Here is a 22,777-nt window from a genome sequence, read left to right as displayed (position 1 = left end):
TCGGCAGAAGGTGCGGCCCGGCTGCGTTAGCGATCAAGAAACTAGATGGCCGACGCAATCAGCCCAAGTGCCGTACCGCAGTACAGGCCATTTGGGGACCCCTGCTCACGTGGGCAATCCACCCAACGGACCCAGGTCTTCCGCATCGGGGCTCGCGCGTCGACGCCTCCGCCTCCGGGCAACCCGCATGCACCTCCGCGCAGTTCCGCTCGGTCAGCTCTTCCAGGAAGGCCGCGTCTCGATCAGGCGTGACGAACGGAAAGCAATCACAGTGCGACCGAAAGTAACTGCATGGCCAAGAATGCCTCTTGCCGCGCCGAGCTCCGCCAGACAACGGAACTCAGGGCGGCCGGCGACGGACCGGGCCTGCCAGTACGCCCCGGCCGACGACTGTCGCCTCCGAACAGTGCCGCCGGGAGTGGGACCCGGGTGCTCAGGAACCGGGAGCGGGAGGTGGTTCCTTCACCCAGTCAGCGTCGCGATCGCAGGACGAAGCGAGCCCTGGGGTTGCAAGGGCAACAGATCCGACCTGCATGGCGTGATCTTCACCAGTCCACGCACGGACGGTAACGAGCGGAGCTTGAGCCGTTGTTGTCGTTTGGGATCTTTCGATCAGCCCCTGCGATCTGGACGGGCTCCCCTACGCGTGGGTGGGGTTCCGGCTGCCCTGAGGCAGGGCCTCAAGGGGGGCGTTGTCGAGAGAGCGCGTCACCGACGCTTCTTGATCCAGGTGATCAAGGCCGCGACTCCCAGGGGCACAACAACTGCCGCTTTCGCCGCAAGCTTCGCCGACAACCATCCGGTCCCGGGGTCAACCAACCCAGCCACCAGGCAAGGGCTGCCAGCAGCCCAGCAGCCACCAGCGCGCCGACTGCGAACAGCACGCTCCGAAGACCGCCGCTGCCTCGTAACTCTCGTTTCCCTTCGCTCATGAGGGCGACTATAGGGGCATGCCGGAATGCTTCATTCCTGGACTGCCCGGTCCGACAGCCGACCGAGGCCGGGCCCGGCCGGCAGGTGTCAGGCTCCGCCACGAAGCGAGCAGCCGCACGTGCGCAGTCGCTACCGCACTGACCACACGAACGAGGTGCATCAGGTCTTCGGATGCGCGGGAACGACATGCCAGGTCTTGCAACTGTCTTGCACAGTTGGCGAATTGGCTGCCAGGTGCGGCTGGCGTTGCCTACGATGGCTGCCGTTGCATGGGCAGCCAGGTATCGGGAGGAGCGGATGGGCTCCGTCGACACAGATGAGGTAGCCGCGGTACCAGGGCTGCGGGCAGCTGTCGGTTTCTACTCCGGCAAGGTCGGGCGGCTGCTGCAGAGGAAGTCGGAGCTCGAAGCCGAACTCGCCCTTGTCGCCGCGGAGGTGGCGAAGGTATCCGCCACCCGTGACCAGTTGCGTGAGGCGCTTGAGGAGATCCTCGCGGATGCTCCGCCACCCGTGAACGAAGAAACAGCCCCGGACGGCCCCGCGGGGACGGCTCCCCGCAGACGGAGTCCGGGCCCAATACGGACCCGCCTCCCGGACAACAGGACAGGGCACCGGCCGATGACGATCCACCGCCTCCCCGGACAGAGGTTGCCGCAGGCCAGCGGACCGCGACGGGCGAGTTGATGGAGGCGGTCGAGCGGATTCTGGTGACTGCTGGGGCGGTCGATGCCGGTGCGGGACATCACGGAGGCGCTCCGGGCGGCCGACCCGGGGGAAGGCAGGGCGGGGGCCCTCGCGACGGTCCGCGGGACGTGCAAGCGGCTGGTGAAGAACGGCCGGGTCGTCGAGGAGCCGGTGGGCATGTTCGCCGTCGCCAGGGCCAACGGCTCACCGACGAAGGAGGCCGCCTAACGAGAGCCTGTTCATTGGGTGTTCCCTCCCCTCGGCGGGGGAGGGAACCAGCTCCCTGAGGTGGCACCCTCGTACGGGAGCGCGGCGTGGTCCCGTTCGCAGTGGCTCACGCACTCCCGAGGCTAGAGCAACTGGGCTCGCCTCGGGGGCGCGTGGCCTATTTTGTCGCCCCTTCGGCCGCCGATGCCGGGGGGCGGAAGGGCTGTTTTCCATGCGTACGGCGCATTCCTCCCCCGGGCGGGTAGAGGGTGACGGCGAGGAAGTTCTCCAGGCGGGCGACGGTGGCGATGTCGGGCCAGCAGCGGCCGGCGATCAGGTCGGCGATGGCCTGCCGGTTGACTCCCGACCCTTCGGCGGCCCGCCGCAGACTGCGGCCCTGGTCCGCCAGGGTGGTGGCGAGGGTGCGGGCGATGTCCTGGACGACGGCGGCGGCGGGGTCGTCGATGAGGGCGTGGGGCCAGGTTTCCGGATCGCGGGCAAGATCGCGCGGCGGCCTGCTGCGGGTCAAACCTCCGACCATGTTGATGCACTCCTCTCGGTGAAGATCGGCTTCGATGCCTTCACCGGCTGCTTGTCCAGCCGATTTGGTTGGACCGTGACGTTGAGCCCTGAGGTTTCCCGGCGGATCCGCGACTACCGTCCCCGTCTGCCACACCGGCGGTGGGCGCCGGTCGCCGACCAGGTCAGAGCGACGGTGGCCGCGGCGGCTCCTGCCACCTGCTACGAGGCGGGGCATCTGCTGCATGTGGTGGGGCGGCTGGCGGTGTGGGCGGACGGCTGCGGGCTCCCGCGGGATCCCGGGGTGTGGATGCGGACCGAGACGATCGACGCGTTCGTGCTGTCGGGCTGTGCCGGCATGGACGGCTCCACCGTGCAGACCTACCGCTCCTGGCTGCGGCGGGTGCGTGAGGCCCTGGTGTGGGTGCAACGCGGTGAGGCGCCCGCTGCACGGCTGTCCTCGCCGCGCGACCCACAGCCTCCTTACGAGCGCGGGGAGTTGTCGCGGTTGCGGGCCTGGGCGGCCCAACTGCCGGGACAGGCCCGGCTGGACGGCCTGGCGCTGATGGCGCTGGGTGCCGGATGCGGCCTGGCACCCGGCGAGGTCCCCCGGGTCCGGGGCAGCCACATCCGCGTCACCACATCCGGCGTCGCGGTGCTGGACCAGGAGATGCTCGGCCGGCTGGTGGCCTGCCACACCGGATGGGAGACCGTGCTCGCCGAGCTGAGGGAGACGGCGGGGGCGGGTTTCCTGTTCCGGCCGGGCCGGAAGGTGGCGGCGGCGAAGAACCTCGTCTCGTCCTGGCCGCACCGTCACCGCCCGCATGCCGGTCTCCCGCCGCTGTCGGCCCGCCGGCTGCGGTCGACCTGGATCGTCCGGCTGCTGGCCGAAGGTGTCAGCCCGGCGGTTGTCGCATCGGCGGCGGGCATGGTCTCCCCGGCCGGCCTGGCCCCCTATCACCGCTGGGTCCCGCCGCTGACGGACAAGGAGGTCGTCCGGCTCCTGCGCGGTCGCCGCCGGTGAGGCCCCGGCCCGAAGGTGAGGAGCTGGCGGCACGGTTGCTGCGGCCAAGGCTCCGTCCCGGCCGGCTGACCGAGATACCCGACTCCAAGGTCGGGCAGCTGCTGTCGGTGCTGGACCGCTCCGGCCTGCCCCAGCGGCTGGAGGAGCTGTTGGACGGCCGTCCGGGGCCGCCGGGCGTGCGGCCGCGCACGGTGCTGGCCGGGCTGATGCTCGCCGTCTACTACACCGGGCGGGCCACCGTCGCCGAAGCGTGGCGGATACTGCATTTCCGCCTGCGGCCAACAGCCCGCGTCTGGCTGGGCATTCCCCAGGCGCCGCCGGGCTCGGCCCGGGAGTGCGTCGCTGCCAGCCGCCGTCTCTACCGGGGTCTGGACCGCATCACCACGGTCCTGGACCCGGCCCGCTGCGACCGGCGCCGACGCCTGCCCCAGGCGGACGCCGATGCCCACGCGGCGGCATGGGACACCCCGGCCGGACGCCAGGCTGCCGGCCGTCTGCAGAAGCTGGCCAACGACCTCGTCCTGACTCCGGTCAGAATCGCCCAGCAGCGCGGGCACTTGCGCGGCTGGCGCGGCGACATCGGAGTCGACGCGACCGCCATCCCCGTCCTGGCCAAGCCCGACAGCGAGTTCTCCGGCACGGCCTCGGTCGAGATCACCGCGGGTTTGCACTTCAGCGGCGGCTCCGACGAAGGCGTCTTCGGTTACAGCGCCACCTTCCTCGTCGCCGCCCACACCCGCCCCGCACACGTCACCGGGACGACCCCGGCGAAGACGACGGCCTACCCGCAGCTGTGCCTCGGCCTGGTCCTGGACACCCCCACCGTCCGCACCGGCCCCAACGCGATCACCCTGCTGCGGCAGCTGGACGAACTCCAGCTGCCCAAAGGCACCTGCGCGGCCGACCGCGCCTACACCGGATGTAGCCCACAGCACTTCCAGGTCCCCGCCCGCCGCCTCGGCTACCGCCTCGCCCTCGACTACAAGGTCAAGGAACGGGGACTCCAGGGCACCTGGCAAGGGGCTCTCCTGGTCGACGGCTCGCTCGCCTGCCCGCGCATGCCCACCGCACTGGTCGAGGCCACACACGGCGCGGACGACAAGGCCGTACGCATCCGCAGCGACGAACTCAAGGAAGCCATCGCACAACGCCGGCCGTACTTCCTCAAACTCAAGGAGAGCGCCGACGCCCGGGGCACCGTCCGGCTGCAGTGCCCGGCCGCCGGTCCGTCCCCATCGGTGAACTGCCCCCGCCGCAACCGCCTCCGCCCCAACCAGCCACGCTCCTCCGGGCCGCCCCCGACGGTGGTCAACCTGGCCGATACCCGGTCCCGGGCCGCTCATCCCGCCGCCCGGCCCACGGTCCAGCTCCCCGACAACGAGTGGCTCGACCTGCCCCCTCAAGAAGACCTGCCTGCCGTCTGCGGGGCATCCGCCATCAGCGTCCCCGCCGACGCCCGCGGCGACCTGAAGACCGCGAAGTACCGGCAGGACACGCACTACCTCAGCCCCACCTGGGACCACACCTACAAACCCATCCGCTCCCACAACGAAGGCATCAACGGCCGCCTCAAGAGCGGTGACATGGACATCGGCAACCCGAAACACCGGCCCGCCCCCGGACAGGTCACCCAGACCCTCCTGATCGCCATCATGACCACCATCGGGAACCTGGACATCCTGGAAACCTGGCTCTACCAACACACCGGGGCCACCCTCGACAACGACACCGGCCTCAGCCGCGAACCCCACGGCACTCCCGGGCCAGATCACCCAGCAGCCCAACCACCGGGAAACACCGGACGGCCGCCCCCGCGCGTCACCTGACCCACGCACACGACAACGACAAAGCAGCACCGCCAGCCCCGGCCACCCGGGGCCCGCCCCCCTGCCCTCACAACGGCAAGTCGGCGCATCAGAAGGCTGATACCCCCACCACGCCGCCATCCACCACCCCGAACAGACATCGAACGGCCCCTGGAAACGCAGAAATCCCGCCCGATCAAAACGATCAGACGGGATTTCATCAACCGATCCTGAGCTAACTCAAGAACGGCCCGGCGAGGAGAAGGTGTCCTTCCAGGTCGTCACCGAGCACGCCCGCTCCATCGCCTTCCTCATCGCCGACGGCGTCCTGCCCGCGAAGGACGGCCGCGGTTACATCCTGCGGCGGCTGATGCGCCGCGCGATCCGCCATGCCCGCCGCCTCGGCATCAACGGCCCCGTCCTGCCCGCCACGACCGCCAGCGTCATCGGCAACCTCGGCGATGTCTGGCCCGAGCTGACGAACCAGGCCACGCTGATCGAGCAGGTTGTCACCGCCGAGGAGGAGTCCTTCACCCGCACCCTCGCCCAGGGCACCCGCCTGCTGGACGCCGCGATCTCCCGCACCCAGGGCAGCGGCTCGGCCGCCCTGCCCGGCGAGACCGCCTTCGAGCTCGCCGACACCTACGGCTTCCCGCTCGAGCTGACCGTCGAGGCCGCCCGCGAAGCCGGGCTGACCGTCGACGAGGAGCGGTTCGCCGCGCTGCTGGACGAGCAGAAGAAGCGTGCGAAGGCCGGCGGCAAGGCCAAGACCGCCGAGGCCCTGCGCAAGATGGACACCTACCGCGAACTGGCCGCCAGCCTGCCGCGCACAGAGTTCCTCGGCTACGAGCACCTCACCGCCGAAGCCACGGTCACCGGCCTGATCTCCAGCGGCACCGTCGTCCCGGCCGCCAGAGCCGGCAGCGAGGTCGAGCTGGTGCTGGACCGCTCGCCCTTCTACGCCCAGGCCGGCGGGCAGATCGGCGACACCGGCACCCTGACCATGGGCGACGGCACCGTCCTGGAGATCACGGACACCCGCTATGGGCTGGAAGGCTTCCGCGTCCATGCCGCCCGCGTCCTGGAGGGTGAGCTCCGTACCGGCGCCAGCGGCGAAGCGGTCGTGGATGCCGAACGCCGGGCCGGCCTCATGCGCTCACACTCGGCCACCCACATCCTGCACGCCGTCGTCATGGCCACCCTCGGCGATCATGCCCGCCAGCAAGGCTCCCTCGTCGAGCCCGACCGGCTCCGCTTCGACTTCGCGCACTTCGCCGCCCTCGCCCCCGAGCAGCTCACCGCCATCGAGGCGGCCGTCAACGGGCACGTCCTCGACGACCCGGAAGTGCGGGCCTGGCATGCCGACCGGGCGGAGGCCGAGGCCGCCGGGGCCATCGCGCTGTTCGGAGAGAAGTACGGCGAGCGCGTTCGCATCGTCGACATCGGCGACTTCTCCCGCGAGCTCTGCGGCGGCACCCACGTCGCCCACGGCTCCCAGGTCGGCGCCTTCCGCCTGCTGTCCGAGTCCTCGATCGGCTCCAACCTCCGCCGCGTCGAAGCTCTCACCGGCCACGGCACCCTCCGCCACCTTGACACCGAACGGCGACTGCTGGCCGAACTCGCCGGCCTGCTCGGCACCCGCCCCACCGAGGCCCCCGACGCCCTGCGCAAGCGCCTGGACGCCCTCGCCGCCGCCCAGGAGAAGCTGTCCCAGCTCCGGGCCGAGGAACTGCGGCATCAGGCCGGACACCTCGCCGACCAGGCCCAGCCGACCGGTCACGGCCAGTTGGTCGTCCAGCGCGTCACCGGCGTCGCCCCGGAGGAACTCCGTGGTCTCGTCGCCGTTACCCTTGCCCGGCTCGGCAAGAGCCCGGCCATCGTGGTCCTGGGCACCGAACACGAGGGCAAGGCCCTCCTCGCCGCCGCGATCTCGCCCGACCTCCACCAGGCCGGCACCCACGCCAGCCAGCTCCTCGCCGAGGCCGCACGCAGCGTCGGCGGCGGCTCCGGCGGCAGTGGCCCGCTGGCCAGCGCCGGAGGACGCCGCCCTCAGGCTCTCTCCCAGGCCCTGGACCTCACCGCCCAAGCAGCGACCCGCCTGCTCGACGACCAGTGAGCGCAGAGTGGTGGGGGACCTGCTGGCAAGTCCCCCACCAACAACGCCATCCGCAACAGGTCCGAGAGCCGTCCGCTACCGGGGTTCACGACTCTCGGCAATGCCTCTCGCTCGACGTACCTCTGTGGTGGCGAGAGGCGATCGCCCTCCACGAGAATGCACGGCAGATTGTTCCCGCATCGAAGGATGCCCGCCCATGACCACCAGCCGCTGCGATCACTGCGACCTGATCATCGGAGCCGGCTGTGCATGTGCGCCGCAACCGCCACAGCGCAAGATCGCCTCCCATCCCCACTGGGGGAACTGGAACCCGAACACCATCCTGATCTCGCCGACCCAGTACGCCCACATCCCCGGCTGCACGCACCTGTCCGAGAGCGAGATCAAAGCCCCGAGATGGGGCTGGACCACCGTCGCCGCAGGCACGTGGTCAAGGATCTCCTCCAGCCATCCCGTGCGAGCCACCGCGGGCAACACGGCCCGCGTGGCAACCCGCCGCTGCCAGACGTGCAACGAATCCGCCTGACGTGCTCCGCCTATCCCGGCATCTGGGCGCCGCGCGGGCGGGCGACTGTGAGGCGTAACACACTGCACCCTCCGGGCGGTACCTACCGGCAGAACCGCAGCACCTATGACTCGCAACCGCCCGTCGCTGTCGGCGGCGGCCGGTACCTTTGCAGTGAGTGTTGTGGTCCGCGTTTGACATCGCGGCCCGATCGAGCTGCATGGGAGTGGTCGCGGGTGACGAGTGGGCGCCTGACCCTGTCGTGGGTCGGCAGGGACGAGGCCCTGCGGAACACGGCGGACGGCGGATACGAGTGGGTTTCACGGCAAGACCCGCGGGTTACCGAAGTCCGGCTATTGCTGGAAACCGGCAAGGCCGGCGATGTCACCGGCACGGCAGCGGACAATCTTCTCATTCACGGCGACAGCTATGACGCCCTGCACGCCCTGGTTCGTAACCCAGAGTACGGCAATCACTACCGCGGCAAGGTGAAGCTCGTCTACATCGATCCGCCGTTCAACACGGGCCAGGCTTTCCAGCACTACGACGACGCGCTCGAGCATTCTGTCTGGCTCACAATGATGCGTGACCGACTTCTGCTCATCCGTGACCTTCTTGCCCCTGGCGGATCGGTCTGGGTGCATCTGGACGATGCTGAGATGGCGTACTGCCGCGTTCTCATGGACGAAATCTTCGGACGTGGCAACTTCGTCGGGACTGTTGTCTGGCAGAAGATCCACGCTCGCAACAACTCGGCACAGCATCTCTCCTCGGTGCATGACTACCTCCTCGTCTACGCTCGCTCCAAGAGCGATCTGGTGCTCAACAAAATCGATCGCACCGAGCTGAGCGATCAGGAGTTCTGGAACCCAGACAACGACCCTCGTGGCCCCTGGCGTAGATCGGACCTCACGGCCTCCCACGCATACGAGGACGGCCGCTATGAAGTGGTCGGTCCATACGGCGATGTGTTTTCCCCGCGAGGCAACCGTTGGTGGTCGTGCTCAAGGGAGACATTCGACGCACTGCGCGAGGACAACCGGCTCTGGTGGGGGAAGACGGGGCGCACCTTCCCGTTCCGAAAGAGGTTCCAGTCGGAACTGGGTGGCCTCGTGCCTACCACCTTCTGGACGCACGACGAGGTCGGCGATAACCGCCAGGCGAAGGCCGAGGTGACCAAGCTCTTCGACCGGTCGCGGATCTTCTCGACCCCAAAGCCTGAGGCTCTCTTGAAGCGCGTGATCCAGATCGCCACTGACCCGGGCGACGTTGTCGTCGACGTGTTCGCCGGCTCGGGCACCACCGCTGCCGTAGCGCACAAGATGGACCGCCGTTGGGTGACTGCCGAGCTCCTCGAGGAGACGGTTGAGACCTTCACCCGTCCCCGTTTGGAGAAGGTCGTCGCCGGCGATGACCCGGGGGCATCACGAAGACCGTTGGATGGGAAGGCGGAGGCGGCTTCAGGAGCCTCAAGGCATCGCCGTCCGCGTTCGAGATCGCCGATGGCCGCGTCTTCCTCACGGATTGGGTCAAGGGCGAAGACTTTGCTGCCGTCGTCGCAGCCCAGTTGGGCTTCATGTACGACAGCGCAGACGGTGGACCGTTCTGCGGCACGAAGGGACGTGCTCGGCTGGCCGTTGTCGACGGCGTCGTGGACGAGGTCGTGGCCCGAGGCGTTATTGGGCATTTGGACGAGGGAGAACGAGCAGTGATCGTCGGCAGGGGCGTCACGCCCGAAGCTGAGAGTCTCGTTGCGGAGCTGAGCCGGGGATCCAAGGTGCTTAAGGCGCCTCGCGACCTGGTGCGTCGCGGGAAGGCTGTGCGATGACCTGGATCGACTACGACGCCTCGCTCGTGGACGACATCGCGGCGAGGTTGGACCTTCGGGCGCCCAATGCGTCGGCCGTTCGTACAGTTGCCGAAGCGATCGCGGACGGGGACGGCCGCGAAGTGGTGTGCGACTTGGCGACGGGCGTCGGTAAGACGTACATCCTTGCTGGCCTGGTGGACTACCTGGCCGCGCAGGGAGTTCGGAACGTCCTGGTCGTCACGCCCGGCACGACGATCCAAGACAAGACGGTCGCCAACTTCACTCCTGGGCATGCGAAGTTCGTGAATGGTAGTGACGCCGAGCCGCTGGTGATCACCTCGGAGAACTTCTCCCGAGGACAGGTGGGCGATGCCCTGCACGACGACACGGTCACGAAGCTGTTCGTCTTCAACGTGCAGCAGTTGATCCGGCCCAGCGACAAGACGTCCAGGCGGGTCCGAGCCCGAGACGAGTTCATCGGCACGGGTCTCTACCAGCACCTTCAGCAGGTAGAGGACCTCGTCGTCATTGCGGACGAGCACCACGTCTACAGCTCAAGAGCCAAGTCGTTCAACCAGGCCATCGAGGACCTGGGCGCGCGGGCAGTCGTCGGACTCACCGCAACACCTGCACCAGGTGTCAAGCCGATCTTCCAGTATTCCCTCGCCGAGGCCATTGCCGACGGCTTCGTGAAGATCCCTGTGATCGTCTACCGCCCGGATGGCCGGAAGGACGAGAGTACGGTCCTTGCCGACGCTTGCCATCTACTGCGGATAAAGGACGCCGCATGGACTGCCTGGGCGGAAGCACAGGGCAGGACCCCCGTGCACCCTGTGCTCTTCGTGGTGTGCCGTGACATCCCTGACGCCGAGCGTGTCGCGAACAGGCTGACAGCCGACGACATGTTTCCCGACGAGGGGCAGGTGCTCACCATCACCTCGCAGTCGAGCGACACCGCACTGCGGGCCCTGGCTGAGGTGGAAGAGGCCGACTCGCCAGTGCGCGTCGTGGTCTCGGTGAACAAGCTGAAGGAAGGCTGGGACGTCAAGAACATTGGGGTCATCGTCGGCCTGCGCGCTCTCGCGTCGGAGACCCTGACGGAACAGGTCCTCGGCCGAGGGCTGCGGTTGCCTTACGGGCGTCGGGTTGGTACCCCCATGGTGGACACGGTTGACCTCGTTGCCCACGAGTCCTACCGGCAGTTGCTGGCCAACAAGGACGCGCTGCTGCAACAGGTTCTGCCCACTGGTGGCGGTGACGTGGACAAGGACCGTCCGCAGCCGGCCCCTGTTGTGAACCAGCCGAGCAGCGGCGACGAGCAGCAGATCCTTACCTTTACGTCCCGTCCGCGCGTTATCGGAGACGACTTGGTGGACGGCTCTCCGTTGCTACATGTGGAGTCGTTTGACGCTGTCATGGCCCAAGGCAAGCGTGACACGAAGGCCGTCGCAACGCTTCGCGCCAAGGTCCCCGGTGCGCCGACGATCCGCTTCCCCAGGCGTGAGCGGGAGATTCTTCCTGTTCGTTTCTCCTTCAGCTACATCGACAACGCGGCCGCGCGGTCTGAGGGCACCGCGTACAAGCACGAGTTCAAGGTCCCGTTGGTGCGGCAGGCGGTCGACGCCCAGCGTGGCATGGACAGCAAGGTGGACACGTTCGTGACGGCAGCCGAATCGGTTGACGCCACCCAGAAGCTCATCCCAATCTCCGAGCTCCGCAACGATCTCTTTGGGCGGATCTGGAACAGTGGTTACGTGGAGGAGACGCTTGCCGAATCCCGAGCGGCCGAACGCGTTGTCCGCGAGTTCTTGGCGGGAGCCGGCGTCACCGCGGAAGACCAGGAGCACGAGTGGGGTGAACTGCGTGCCGCCCAGGCAGCCACTGCCCTCGGTAAGTTGGTCAAGACTGCCTACGACACCCGTAAGCTCCAGCCCGCTTACGCCTTCCGGCCGGTAGACGTCCCGACTGTGCCCCCGCCGCCCATGCCCTCGAACGTCGTCAGTAAGTGGGCGGATTTCCGTAAGGACCTCTGGTACGAGGGCTGGGAACACTCGGTCGAACCGGTTGCCTCCTTTGATGCCGGCAGCACCGAGTACGCCCTGGCGCACCTGTTCGACGCGAGCCCCAGCGTCCAGTGGTGGCTGCGCAACTACGACCCGGGCCCCATCTGGATCGAGCGGGACAACGGGAAGAAGTACTATCCGGACTTCATCGTCCTCGACGCCGAGGGAACGTACTGGGTCGTGGAGGGCAAGGCCAACGACCGAGCGAATGATCCCGAGGTGCTGGAGAAGCGGCGAGCCGCTGAGGATTGGGCACGTTTCGTCCGGGACTATGGCGAGTTCGGCACGTGGCGGTACGTCTTCGCGACCGAGAAGATCATCAAGGATGCCAAGGGGTCGTGGGAGTCCCTGATTGCACTTGCCAAGCCGGAATGATCAACCGTGTTGCGGCGATCAAGGTCAGGCGCCTCCAGTTTGGGGAAGCGGAATTCTTGTGGGGGCCGTCGTAACGCGCAGATCTCGGGTTCGAATTCCGGCGGCTACTCCGAAAGATGCCAGGTCGCGCAGTCCGTGACTTGGCCCTTTCTCTACTCCTTCGCCCTGTCCGAGGGCCGGGTCTACGACCTGTTCGCTGGCCTCCACACCGCGCTCGGCGACAGCGAGGTGAGCAAGCGCTGGACTGCCACGCAGACCAGGCTTCTCGCCCTCGCTTCCTGACGCCGCGCGCTCCTGCCTGCACCCCCGGAAGGGCTGGTAGGAAGGCCGACAGTGCCGGAGGCGAGCGAGCGGCGGGCCACCAGGTGGGTGGCCCGCGGTGGAAGCGGACAACAGCTCGCAGATGCGGTCAGCAGAGGCAACTGGGTGCCGCCAGTTGGCGTCGGCCAGTTCCGCGACGGCAGATCGCTCGGAGCCGGAAACAGAACGGTGGAGACATGCCGTCCTCGCCGCAACTTCGTCGTCAGGTCCACAACGCACGCCAACCCGCCTGCCCGCCCCCCCCCGCAGGTCACCGGCCTCACGCAGGACGAGCTACGGCAGCTGGCCTCCGAGACCCTCGCCCAGTTGCCCGCCGCTCCCGCGATCGTGGTTCTGGCCCTGGAGCACTCAGGCAAGGCCCTGCTCGTCGCGTCCGTCTCGCCTCATCTGCTCAGCCGCGGCGTCCAAGCCGCACAGGTCATCACCCGCGCCGCGCGGACGGTCGACGGAGGAGGCGGCGGCACAGAACCCTCGCAAGCGCGGGCGGACGCCGCCCCGAACACCTCAACCAGGCCCTCACTACCGTGGTCGGGGACGCCATCGCCCGGCTCGGTGGCCGATAACGTCAGGCGATGCCGACCCGCTCAGCCCCTACTGGGCAAACCGGCGATCCCCAAAATGGACACGAGGAGGGAACGTGGATCATCTCTTTGCCGTTGCAGGTCGCCTGGCAACACCGATTTCACCGACCGGGCTGGCCACGGAAGGGCTCCTGGAACGGCAGCACCTACAGGAGTGGGTGATCGACAACCCTCATGTCCTTGGTGAGTCGGTACTCGTGATCACCGCGGAGTTCGACCGGTGGGCCGACACGGAGGGAGTACCGGCACGGGACCGGCTGGACGTCCTGGGGCTCGACGCCACCGGGCGCCTCGTGGTGGTTGAGCTGAAGCGGGGAACGGCCGACCGGGACGTACATCTCCAGTCGATCACCTACGCTGCCTTGGTGTCCCGGTTTGACCTCGACACCTTGGCGCAGGCGCACCACGACTTCCTGGCGAGCAGGGGGCAGGCCGTCGAACTCGACGCATGCAGGCAACGTCTCCTCGACCATGTGGACGGAGACTGGAGTCCGGAGCTGCTCCAGCGACCTCGGCAGGTGATCATCGCCGCCGACTTCCCCAAGCAAGTGACCCACACCGTTGTGTGGCTGTCGGAGATGAATCTCGACATCGACCTGGTGCAGGTGGGCCTGTGGAAGGTGGAAACCCACCTCGTCGTGGGTTTCACCAAGGTCTATCCGACGCCAGAAGTGGAGGAGTTCACACTCGCTCCGGCCCGGGTCGAGGCCAAGGCCGCTGCCCAGAAGCTGGAGGAGCGCTCCCGGGCCCGCAAGGCCGCGCATGTCCTCGTCGCCGCCGGCCTGCTGCCGGACGGGATCCGGCTGCGGCTGACGCCGAGGCACGGCGCGCCGCAGTCCATTCGCGAGGCCATCCTTGCCTGGGCGGGTGAGGATGCACGTCGCGCGACGGCCACCTGGAACAACAACACCGCCAAACCGCTGACCTGGGACGCCGATGGCAAGCCGTACACGCCGACCGGGCTGGCCAACCACATCTTCAAGAGCGTGACCGGCCGTACACCCGACGGGATACGGGGCACGACCTGGTGGGACGTCGACACCGACGATGTCCCAAGCGCGGTTGACCCCATGGAATGGGAGGCGTTGGCAGGCGTCAGCCTCGCGGACCTGGCCAAGCAGTTCAGCAGCGCCCGCAAGGACTGGACGAGCCTCCACACCCTGCTTGGCGCCATTCCGTCCGGGCGGTGGACCACCTACGGCGACGTGGCGTCCGTCATAGGCAGCCACGCCGTTCCGGTCGGCACCCACCTGGCCACTTGCGAGCAGTGCCCCAACGCCTGGCGGGTCCTCACCGCAGCGGGGCGCGTCAGCGCGGGCTTCCAGTGGACCGACCCGACGCGCACGGACACACCCGCAGATATCCTCGCGGCCGAGGGGGTCCAATTCGACGGCGGAGCCGCCGCTTCGGAAGCCCGCCTGCCGCTGCAGACACTTCAGCGTCTACTCGACAGCTGACCGCGGCGCTTCCGCCGAGACGGAACAGGCCGGAGAGGAGCCATCGACCGGCTGACTACCTCAGACGGGGACTCTTGACACGAGGGGGGACATGAACCAGTTCGAACTGCGCCGCGTGGAGCAGCAGCTCCGCGAAGCACTGCGAGACACCGCATTGAGTTGGGTGCTCGATGATGTCGACGCGGCAATCGCCGCAGGAGTGCCTGAGGAGAAGATTCTCCGTCGCCGTCCTCAGCGCCGCGGTGACGACACGTATGCCGCCAGCCCGATCTCGGTGGCGGCCCGATACGAGGTCGTGGACCGCAGCGAGCTCGGCCACGTCGAGATCGAGGCATCGCGCAAGCGAGGGACGCTGGTCATCGCCACGCGAGCCATGACAGACGAAGAACGTGTCCAGCTCCTCCTGAATGCAATGAGGCGAGTGCTCGTCGAGCTGCCCGAGATAGAGCTGGAGTCGCTGAAGACGCTCCGCGCCGGGGCCGAGGGCGACGCTGGCAGCCGGAGCATCGCCGAGGCAGTCGTATTCGAACCGGACGAAAGCGCTCAATCGCGCCGTAGTCGAACGGAGTTCCGGGCAGATCGGATGCCTGCACAGCAGCGTACGCGCGTTAGCCAGCTGTTGGCCGATGTGGCGAGGGAGGTGCGCAGTTGAGTACTGTCGATCATCTGGTCAGCGAGATCAAAAGTCTTCTGGCTGCAGGGGCCGTCTCGTACGACTCCGCTTCGAAGCCGAACGACGTCTACGAGGGCTTCATCTTCTCGTTGATCGTCGCCACTGCGAGTCGGCATGGCGCCACTGTCACCTACGAAGATGTCTACGGGGCGAAGGCCAGCAGCCTGGTCTTCCGGACAGGACCTGGTCACCTGCACAGCGACAGCCAGCCTTTCACCCATGCCGTGATCGATTTCGACGGTGCACCCGCCCTTGAAGTCCACCTCGGTGTGTACGTGGCCGGCACGTCGGGCGTTCTCCACGAGTGCGACGTGCTGGTGCTGCCGGCTGAGGAAGCCGCCTTGAGCCGGGCACAGGGCATCGCCCCACGAGGGAGTCAGTCCGTCCTCATCGTCGAGTGCAAGTACTACACCTCCAACCTGGGCATCGATCTCGCGCGGAACTTTGAGGGACTGCGCGCCGACATCCGCACCCAGAACGAGCTCTTCGTCTCCAACACCAGATCATCGAGCATCGTGCGGTACCTCGATGCCCGAAAGAGAGGGTTCGAGCCGGATGTGGTGCCCAACTCACCACAGGTGGGATACCTCCAGGCAGAGATCAGGAAGACCTTCAAGAGCTACCTGAGCAAGCACACACCCTCAACGGTGATCTGACCCCGCTGGTCAAACGCCGCAGCGACAAGAACTGCGCATGAGTGGCAGCGCGACACCGGGCACTCGGCGACTGGGCCAACGCCACGTCGTGCAAATTCGCCTGCGCAACGCGGTGCGGAAGTGCGCCTGCCTTGCTACCGCACCGCCGCTTGGGAGAAATCTGGGAGAAGATCTTCTCCCAAACCCACCGCGACACCAACCCAGACCAACCGCCACCAACACCCTGACCTGCACAGATACCTTCCGCACCAGGTGGCAGGCGTGATCGAACCTCATTCGGGACGAAGAGGTCGTGGGTTCAAATCCCGCCACCCCGACAGGTGAAACACCAGGTCAAGGGCCTGATCTACTGAGTGGGTCAGGCCCTTGATTCGTTTCCGTAGATCACTTGCCGAGAAGTCCGGGAGAAGATCTTGGCCGCGGTCTCCCGGCGGAGAGCGCACGACGCCGCGTCAGGCGGGTGAGGCACGATCCGAGGACGGTGTGCCTTCGCGAACCCGGCGCTGTCGGCCCCCATCGCCTGGGCAAGAGGCCCGGCACCAGGAGCGGGGTGCGCACTCGGGGAATGGTGCAGCAGCGCACCGAGGAGATCACCCGGCGGACCTCCGGGATCGCGCAGGAGGCCGCCCGGGCCGATCACATGCACCCGATCGAGTTGGTCGTCCTGTTCCCGGCACCACGACCGCCTTCGCGGGCGGCTCACTCCAGGTCGCGCCCGCCGAGGTCGCCCAGTCCCCTGGGGCTCGACAGACGAAGTTTGCTGTGCGGCTGAATCCATGTCCTTGGTGCCGGCGTGGCGACGGAAGCGTTGAAGGCACAGGCGGTGATCAGTACTGTCGTGTCCAACGTATGGCCGATGGGGGGACCTTGCGATGTCGGGCCGGACACGTACGTGGGGGCCTGGTGCCCGGGCTGTGGCACGAGCCGTGCTCGCAGGATTGGCCGGCGCAGTGGTCGGCATCGCGGCGTACTCCATCAGCCAGACTGGCGGCCGGATGCTCTCGATCGTGGTGGGTGGCCTGATCGGCATTGCACTCGCGCTCGGAGCCGATTTCTACCGTCGATCGGCTCAGCTGACGGAGGTTCAGCTCACCCTGCCCGGCAGTGTCATGGTCTTCGCCGCCACCACGGACATGCGGCAAGCGGCACAGCGCATGTTCTTCCAGGCGTCCACTCGTGTGGCCACGCGTCCCCTTGAGGAGGGCAGCGGGAACCTGCGTGAAGCATTGACCTCCCTCAAGACCCTGTTCGACCTGTACCGGGAACCTTTGGAGTCCGGTGCCGCACCGCCGCCGCCCGCCAAGGGCGACTCGGTCTACGACCTCGTCCTGGACATCCTCAACTTCGAGCTCGCTCCCTTCCTTGCGAAGTGGCACCCGCGGCTCCGCGCCTGGGAAGCCGCCCAGGGGGCACAGGCGGACGAGGCCGCATGGCCCGAGAACGCCGCTTTCCGGGACGACCTCAAGGATCTGCAGCGGCGCCTGCGGCCGTACGTCATCGGTCTGGGGAAGGTCGCGGGCATCCGCGACCCGGAGCGGCATCTGCGCAGGTCTGACTGGCACCCCGGGTCCGTGAGCCCGCCGGCCCCCCGTCAGCCGGAGCCCGGGCGCGACATCCGCTGAGGAACCCGGTGGCAGCGGAGTCCTTCAGGGGATGACGCATGATGAGAGCGTGACGATCACCCCTTCACGCGCCGCTGCGGCGGCCACCGCGCGGAACAAGGCAAAATATGCGCCCCCCCCCGCTGCTTTTGGGCCAAGCGGGTATGCGGGCATTCAGGCATGAGCCCTTCCGGGAGGGATTGATCGTGGTCCCCCCGGCAGCCCCCGGCGGTGTTTCCGCACTCGCCGCCGAGTGGGACGTGTTCCTGAGCTACAGCCGCACCGACGCCGACAAGGCACGTGTCCTCGCTCGCATACTGCGCGAGCAAGGGCTCCGGGTATTCCTGGACGACATGGCGGTCGACGACTTCGCGTCGATCACCGCATCGATCTCCGAGGCTCTCGCACGCTCCAAGACGCTTCTCGCCCTCTACTCGGCCGAGTACCCGCGCCGTCGCGCCTGCCAGTGGGAACTTACCTACGCGTACCTCGCCGGCCAGCGGGAAGGCGATCCTCGGCGCCGTGTTCTGGTGATCAATCCTGAGCGCGCCGCACATCATGTCCATCCGGTCGAGCTGCGCGACGCGAAGCACTGGATCTGGCCCGCCGTCCCGGACGCCCTTCAGCGTCTGGCAGCACAGGTCGCGGCACATGTGGCGGCCATCGACTCGCCACTTGGCGCCGCGGGGCAGCTGACAGGCACACAGGAGCCGCGGCCCATCCCCTGGCTGCCGGCCCCAGCCAGAACGGGATCGGCGCGCTTCACGAACCGGCTCGCGGAACAGTGGCGCATCCACACGGCGCTGGTCCGGCATCGTGCCCCGCTCGTCGCCGAGCCGGGTTCCGGCTCCGGTCGTACCGCCCAGCTCCGCGGCATGCCGGGCATCGGCAAATCCGTCCTGGCCCAGGAGTACGCCGTCCGGTTCGGCTCCGCCTACCCCGGCGGCGTGTTCTGGTTCGATCTTCACACGGCGCAGGGCTCTCCCACGACCGCGATGGACGCCTACGCGCAGCAGGTGGCCGTGGTCTGTCATGCCCTTGACGTCGATGACACAACAGACGCCCCGCTCTCGCGGCTCCTCAGCCGCCTCGCAGTCCACCTGGGTGAACGCGGAACGCCGTGCCTGTGGGTCGTGGACGGGCTGCCTGACGGTCTGCAGTGGGAAGAGCTGCAGCTGCTGCGCGGTCCCCATCTGCTCGCATCCACCCTGCTGACCACCCGCTCGTTCCGCTACGGATCGTTCGCCGAAGCCATCGACCTCCCCCCGCTCTCCGATGCGGACGGCTTCCGGCTCGTCACCTCGCACCGGACTCCCGCCGGCGACGTCGAGAAGGCGAGCGCCCTCGCCCTCGTCCACGACACGGGCGGGCACCCCCAGGCGCTGGACATCCTCTCCGACCTGGCCGAAACGACTGGATTCGTGGAACTCAGGAATCGACTGCACGCCACCGGCACCGACATTCTGGCTTCCCCCGGGTCTCCCCACAGTGAGCACCGATCCGTGAAGCCCCGCCACGGGACGCCTCTGGCCTCCGCATTGCTCACCCGCCCTCTGTCCGGGAACCGGCCGGTCGACGACGTGCTGCGTCTCCTTGCCCTCGCCGCGCCGGCGCCCCTGACCCAGACGGTCCTGGAGAACGCCATCGCCTCAGTGGATCCATACGACCCGTGGGAGGCCGGCTCCGCGGTCTCGGAGGCCGTCACCACACTGCTGGGCTCCGGTGCCCTCCTTCCCGATCCCACGACCCCACGTTCGTGGACCGTGCACGCCCTCCTGGCACGAGCCGTGCGGAGGCACGACGTGGACACCGCCCGCCAGGAAGACCTGCGCCGCGTGCTGCTGCACACCCTTGCGGCCCCGATCGCCCAGGAGCCCCGCGACGGCGCCCCACACCGGGCAGAGCCCGCGCCCTTCCCTCCCCTCGGCCTGCCCCACTCAGGGCCGAGCCCTGTCGAACGATCCGCAGCGTTCGATCTGCAAGTGGAACTGGTCACGCGGGTCGGCGTCCAGCCCCTCGACCCCGAGGCCGGCTCACTGCGCGAAGCGCTCACCTCGCTGCACTCCCTGTTCGCCACGACACGCGAGGTACTGCACCGGGTCGCGGGGGAATCCCCGCCCCCGCTCGTCCTCCCCCGTATCGCCCTCGACTTGACCAACCAGCACCTCCGCCCGTTCCTGGCGCTGTGGCACGCGGCACTCCGGCAGCACGAGGACACCTGTCCCCCTGACCGCAGCGCCATCGAGCACGAGCGGCTCTGGTCCAGGGCCGCCGACATGCGTACGCACCTCGCCGCCTTGAGAGAACCGTTGACCTCGACGGCCGAGGATCTGGCCGCTCTCTGCGGCATCGACCTTCTGCACCCGCCCAGGCATGAGATGCCTTGACGGCGTACCGCTCCATCTGCTCCGTGCGGATCAGGCTCCAGACGTGTTCTCGAAGGTCACCTGCAAAACTGGGGAGATCTCGGACTGGCTTCTGCCAGCAAGTGATCGCCGGGCAGGTAGCACATACCCCGCACGCAGCGGCGCACGCCGTGCGTTCGTGTACCCAACCGCCGACTCGGCTTGTTCTCTGGCCTTTCAACCGTTGTAGGCGATAAGGGTCTTCTCGCGGCGGACGGTGTCGCCCACGTCGTAGCGGGGTGCCCGGTGTCCGTTCGGGGTGCCTGGTGGTCGTCCGGGGCCGGGTCGGTGGGGTTTCGGTGCTCGGGCGGGGCAGGGCATGTGACGACGGAGGTTCCGAAACGCCCGCCGGGCCCGGGCGGGTGCGAGTCGGTGTGGTGCGGTCGGCTTCTCCCATGGGTGTCGCAGGTCACGGACCGGCGGGCGGGCAAGCTGGAGCTGCGTGTAGGCGGCGATGACCGGCCAAGTCCATCGGACGGCCGCCTCGGGATCCCGTAACCGGGGCCGGGTCCAGCCCAGCGTCTGCTTGAACAACCGGAAGGTGTGCTCCAGGTCGAAGCGTCGCAGGAACGCCTGCCAGGACCGGTTGACGTCCGCGTCGTCGGCGCCGGCCTTCGGGAACCCACCGAGCGGAAGGGGCCGCGCGTCGCTTGGCTCGGTCTCGCAACCGTGCCCGCGTCCACATGGTCGGCGTCCTTGAACCTCACTTCAACCGTGCTGTCGGACCTCCGCCAGAACCTCGTCCAGGAGTCCCCTCACATCGCTTCCTCCCAGCACCAGTTGTCGATCGAGCAGTCGGTTTCCGGTCTCGCAGGAGGTCTCGCTCACCAGGGAACACCCGTGGCAGGCCGAGAGGTTCAACTGCGAGGCTCCCTGCCGGTCGCTCTCGATGCAGACCGGGTCGTTGGAACAGAAGTCCGCGTCGTCCAAGGCCGCTACCAGGAGCGGAATCAGCTTCTCGGGCTCCCCGAGCCTGACGAGGCCGCCGAGGGCCCCCTGGGCGTCCCCCGCCACGGTGTAGATCAGGATTCCGGCGGTCTTGTCCGTACGGTCGGAGTTCGCGTAGATCCGCTCCTGCAGCGAGGCGGACGCATAGCCGCTCGCGAACGCCAGCCGCCGGATGAGCAGGTGCGCCAACGTATGCAGGGCGATGTACCTGGGTTCCGGAAAGTCCAGCCGGTTGGCCCAGGGGGAGTCGGCCCTGCGCTCCTTGAGGATGGCGGCGCGCGCCTGCACTTGCGGTTGCGCCTCCCATTCGGCGAGCTTCCGCTCCTCGAACCGCAGGAAGATCCCCTCTCCGAACAACTCGATCGCCGGGTAGGTGGGCCAACGTCGCTGGTCCGGACCCAAATCGGCACTGATCATCGCCGCTTCCGCGTCATGGCGCCGGAATCCTCGCAGAGCACGGACCTCCCGGAACCTGCGCACCTGCCCTATACCGCTCATCTTGTCGAGCAGGCTCTGCGGTCCTGCGACGTTCTCGAGGCTTCGTCCGTCGACGACGAAGTCGCTTCCCGAGCCGTCGCGCCCACCACCCAGCTTCGTCAGGAACGCCGCCCACTCACCGTCCTTGAGATCGAGCAGCATCTCGTCCGGGGCGGTCTCCTCCCCCGCCGCCACGGCGAGGACGGTTTCCGGCGTCACTCCGAGATCGTCGGCGATCCACTCCGCCACCTGCTCCGACAGGGGGCCGCCGTTGTCCGTCACCACTTTCTCGAAGAAAACGTGCCCCCGAATCTTGTCGGCCGCTTCCGCGGACTGCGGACGTTCTTCCGGTATGTCGAGCGCCGATATCCTCTCGGCGATGTAGTTGCCCGTGGCGCCGCGCTGCACGGCGACCAACTCGTACGGGCAGGGCTTCTTGACGGAGTCCTCCGGCTCCCAGGGTTGCCGCCCCGCACAACGGATCCCGTCCCGGTGCAGAGCCCCCTTCGTCACGAGTTCCGCGAGCCGGCGCTCGTTACCGCATCCGTGGCACTTCACGACCAGCGCCGCGAGACCTTCGCCACGGGTGGCCAGCTTGTGGAACCTGAGCGACTTGTAGTCACGGCAGAAGCGCACCCCTTCGTTCAGACTCGCCGCGCGACCACGATGTGCCCATTTGAACCAGTTGACGTCCTGGGCGTGGCTGCCCTTCTCGCAGACGGCGATGTAGCGCATCGGCACGAGCGCGCCGCCGCACTCGCAGGCGTTGCTCCACTTCCCCTTTTTCTTCCCCGTCAGCTTCGAGAGCTTGCCGCAGCGCTCGCAGAACCGCCAAGCCGGGAAGCGCCAGTACGGCAGTGCGGGCGTGTCCTTGCCTGCGCGGCCCGCGTGCTCCGGCGGTTGCCTCAGGACGCCGGCACCAAGGCGTGCCATCAGACGCTCGCAGCTGATCTCCTGGGCGAATCTCTTGTCCCACCAGGACGTATCCGGCGCCATGAGCGACTCGCCCCGGACATCGACGATCGCTCCCACACCGAACGGCGAGATCGTCTCGGAGAGGCGCAGGTCATGTCTGATCTTCTCCACGGTGCACCTCCTCCTGCGGCTCCTGGACCTCGACCGCCACGTTGGGCTCCACGGACCTCATCGAGTCTGCGACGAGCCACCCTTCGCCCGGCTGACCGGACCTCTTCAACAGAGCTGCTTGATCTTTATTCGTACGCTGGTAGTAAAGGGGTTCGTCCGCCTCGCGTGCCTGTGCGGCCCGCCGGTCCCAATCCCTCAGAAGGCTCCACACCGCAGAGCGCGTCTCCGTCGCTTCGAGACCGTCGGCACGCCTCACGTAGCCCAGGAACCTGTCGACGAGCCGATCAACCGCTTCGCGGGTCCTGTCGTCCTTCAGGTCGAGCCGACCCGCCGCGTCCTTGGGGGCGAGTACCGTGAACGACTGCCTCAGCAGTGCCACGAGTGCGCCGGCGAGCGACCGGTCGCGTGAGGCCAACGACCACGGCGTGACGCTCGTCGGCTCCACGCTCCGATTTCACCTGTCCATAGCCCCGGCGACCCACCCCGGGCTTATCGCCGGACGAGCATCGAGTGACACATGCCACACTCTCG

17 protein-coding genes and 1 pseudogene are annotated in these 22,777 nt (G+C 67.9%); 14 read left to right on the top strand and 4 right to left on the bottom strand.

Features of this window, described 5'->3' with window-relative positions; all coding sequences use genetic code 11:
- The first annotated feature begins 1,659 nt into the window (after positions 1-1,659).
- Positions 1,660-1,845 (top strand): hypothetical protein, encoded by a 186-nt coding sequence (locus AC230_RS31920; protein WP_049715965.1) that lies wholly within the window; start codon positions 1,660-1,662, stop codon positions 1,843-1,845.
- A gap of 157 nt (positions 1,846-2,002) precedes the next feature.
- Here AC230_RS31920 and AC230_RS11100 read toward each other — a convergent pair whose 3' ends face one another.
- The gene (locus AC230_RS11100) at positions 2,003-2,353 is read right to left on the bottom strand and encodes a helix-turn-helix domain-containing protein (protein WP_206743340.1); all 351 of its coding nucleotides are present in this window, start codon (positions 2,351-2,353) and stop codon (positions 2,003-2,005) included.
- Positions 2,354-2,440: 87 nt separating this feature from the next.
- Here AC230_RS11100 and AC230_RS11095 point away from each other — a divergent pair, with 87 nt between their 5' ends.
- From AC230_RS11095 to AC230_RS11040, 13 genes are all read left to right on the top strand, one after another.
- Positions 2,441-3,367, top strand: a complete 927-nt coding sequence (locus AC230_RS11095) for a hypothetical protein (protein WP_241833016.1) — start codon at positions 2,441-2,443, stop codon at positions 3,365-3,367.
- A gap of 35 nt (positions 3,368-3,402) precedes the next feature.
- Positions 3,403-5,193 carry a hypothetical protein gene (locus tag AC230_RS11090; protein WP_078870844.1) on the top strand — a complete coding sequence of 597 codons (1,791 nt, stop codon included), beginning with the start codon at positions 3,403-3,405 and terminating at the stop codon, positions 5,191-5,193.
- A gap of 244 nt (positions 5,194-5,437) precedes the next feature.
- Positions 5,438-7,288, top strand: coding sequence for an alanine--tRNA ligase (gene alaS / locus AC230_RS11085; protein ID WP_241833184.1), 1,851 nt, complete (start codon positions 5,438-5,440; stop codon positions 7,286-7,288).
- Positions 7,289-7,484: 196 nt separating this feature from the next.
- Positions 7,485-7,814, top strand: a complete 330-nt coding sequence (locus tag AC230_RS31000; RefSeq protein WP_078871148.1) for a hypothetical protein — start codon at positions 7,485-7,487, stop codon at positions 7,812-7,814.
- Positions 7,815-8,149: 335 nt separating this feature from the next.
- Positions 8,150-9,505: a site-specific DNA-methyltransferase gene (locus tag AC230_RS11075; protein WP_157868553.1), complete on the top strand. Its 1,356-nt coding sequence runs from the start codon at positions 8,150-8,152 to the stop codon at positions 9,503-9,505.
- A gap of 112 nt (positions 9,506-9,617) precedes the next feature.
- On the top strand, positions 9,618-12,041 hold the full coding sequence (locus tag AC230_RS11070) for a DEAD/DEAH box helicase family protein (RefSeq protein ID WP_049715963.1): 2,424 nt from the start codon (positions 9,618-9,620) through the stop codon (positions 12,039-12,041).
- 135 nt (positions 12,042-12,176) lie between these two features.
- A complete protein-coding gene (locus AC230_RS32520; RefSeq protein ID WP_157868552.1) occupies positions 12,177-12,323 on the top strand; it encodes a hypothetical protein in 147 nt (48 codons plus the stop codon).
- 51 nt (positions 12,324-12,374) lie between these two features.
- Positions 12,375-13,130, top strand: a complete 756-nt coding sequence (locus AC230_RS34805; protein WP_479683266.1) for a DHHA1 domain-containing protein — start codon at positions 12,375-12,377, stop codon at positions 13,128-13,130.
- Entirely contained in the window at positions 13,030-14,400 is a 1,371-nt protein-coding gene (locus tag AC230_RS11065) for an MGMT family protein (protein WP_479683268.1), read from the top strand. Before AC230_RS34805 ends, AC230_RS11065 begins: the two co-directional genes overlap by 101 nt.
- Positions 14,401-14,491: 91 nt before the next feature.
- Positions 14,492-15,052, top strand: coding sequence for a hypothetical protein (locus AC230_RS11060; protein ID WP_049715961.1), 561 nt, complete (start codon positions 14,492-14,494; stop codon positions 15,050-15,052).
- Positions 15,049-15,729, top strand: a complete 681-nt coding sequence (locus AC230_RS11055) for a hypothetical protein (protein WP_049715960.1) — start codon at positions 15,049-15,051, stop codon at positions 15,727-15,729. Before AC230_RS11060 ends, AC230_RS11055 begins: the two co-directional genes overlap by 4 nt.
- 950 nt (positions 15,730-16,679) lie before the next feature.
- Positions 16,680-17,351 carry a hypothetical protein gene (locus tag AC230_RS11045; RefSeq protein ID WP_049715958.1) on the top strand — a complete coding sequence of 224 codons (672 nt, stop codon included), beginning with the start codon at positions 16,680-16,682 and terminating at the stop codon, positions 17,349-17,351.
- Between the two features lie 185 nt (positions 17,352-17,536).
- Positions 17,537-19,717: a TIR domain-containing protein gene (locus AC230_RS11040; protein WP_049715978.1), complete on the top strand. Its 2,181-nt coding sequence runs from the start codon at positions 17,537-17,539 to the stop codon at positions 19,715-19,717.
- Between the two features lie 195 nt (positions 19,718-19,912).
- Here AC230_RS11040 and AC230_RS33615 read toward each other — a convergent pair.
- The 3 genes and pseudogenes from AC230_RS33615 to AC230_RS11030 all read right to left on the bottom strand — a co-directional run.
- Positions 19,913-20,389, bottom strand: a pseudogene (locus tag AC230_RS33615) (NF041680 family putative transposase); the annotation flags it as partial.
- 54 nt (positions 20,390-20,443) lie between these two features.
- A complete protein-coding gene (gene drmB, locus AC230_RS11035) occupies positions 20,444-22,246 on the bottom strand; it encodes a DUF1998 domain-containing protein (RefSeq protein ID WP_049715957.1) in 1,803 nt (600 codons plus the stop codon).
- Positions 22,227-22,691: a hypothetical protein gene (locus AC230_RS11030; RefSeq protein WP_049715956.1), complete on the bottom strand. Its 465-nt coding sequence runs from the start codon at positions 22,689-22,691 to the stop codon at positions 22,227-22,229. Before AC230_RS11030 ends, drmB begins: the two co-directional genes overlap by 20 nt.
- Between the last annotated feature and the right edge of the window lie 86 nt (positions 22,692-22,777).

This window comes from Streptomyces caatingaensis, from assembly GCF_001187435.1.
In the GTDB taxonomy this organism is placed as follows: Bacteria; Actinomycetota; Actinomycetes; order Streptomycetales; family Streptomycetaceae; genus Streptomyces; species Streptomyces caatingaensis.
Note: the sequence above shows the minus strand (reverse complement) of the source record. Positions and strands in the feature narration are given on the sequence as shown.

Coding starts and splice junctions, on each gene's coding strand:
- AC230_RS11070 (WP_049715963.1), top strand. CDS start 9,618: ATGACCTGGATCGACTACGACGCCTCGCTCGTGGACGACATCGCGGCG.
- AC230_RS11060 (WP_049715961.1), top strand. CDS start 14,492: ATGAACCAGTTCGAACTGCGCCGCGTGGAGCAGCAGCTCCGCGAAGCA.
- AC230_RS31000 (WP_078871148.1), top strand. CDS start 7,485: ATGACCACCAGCCGCTGCGATCACTGCGACCTGATCATCGGAGCCGGC.
- AC230_RS31920 (WP_049715965.1), top strand. CDS start 1,660: ATGCCGGTGCGGGACATCACGGAGGCGCTCCGGGCGGCCGACCCGGGG.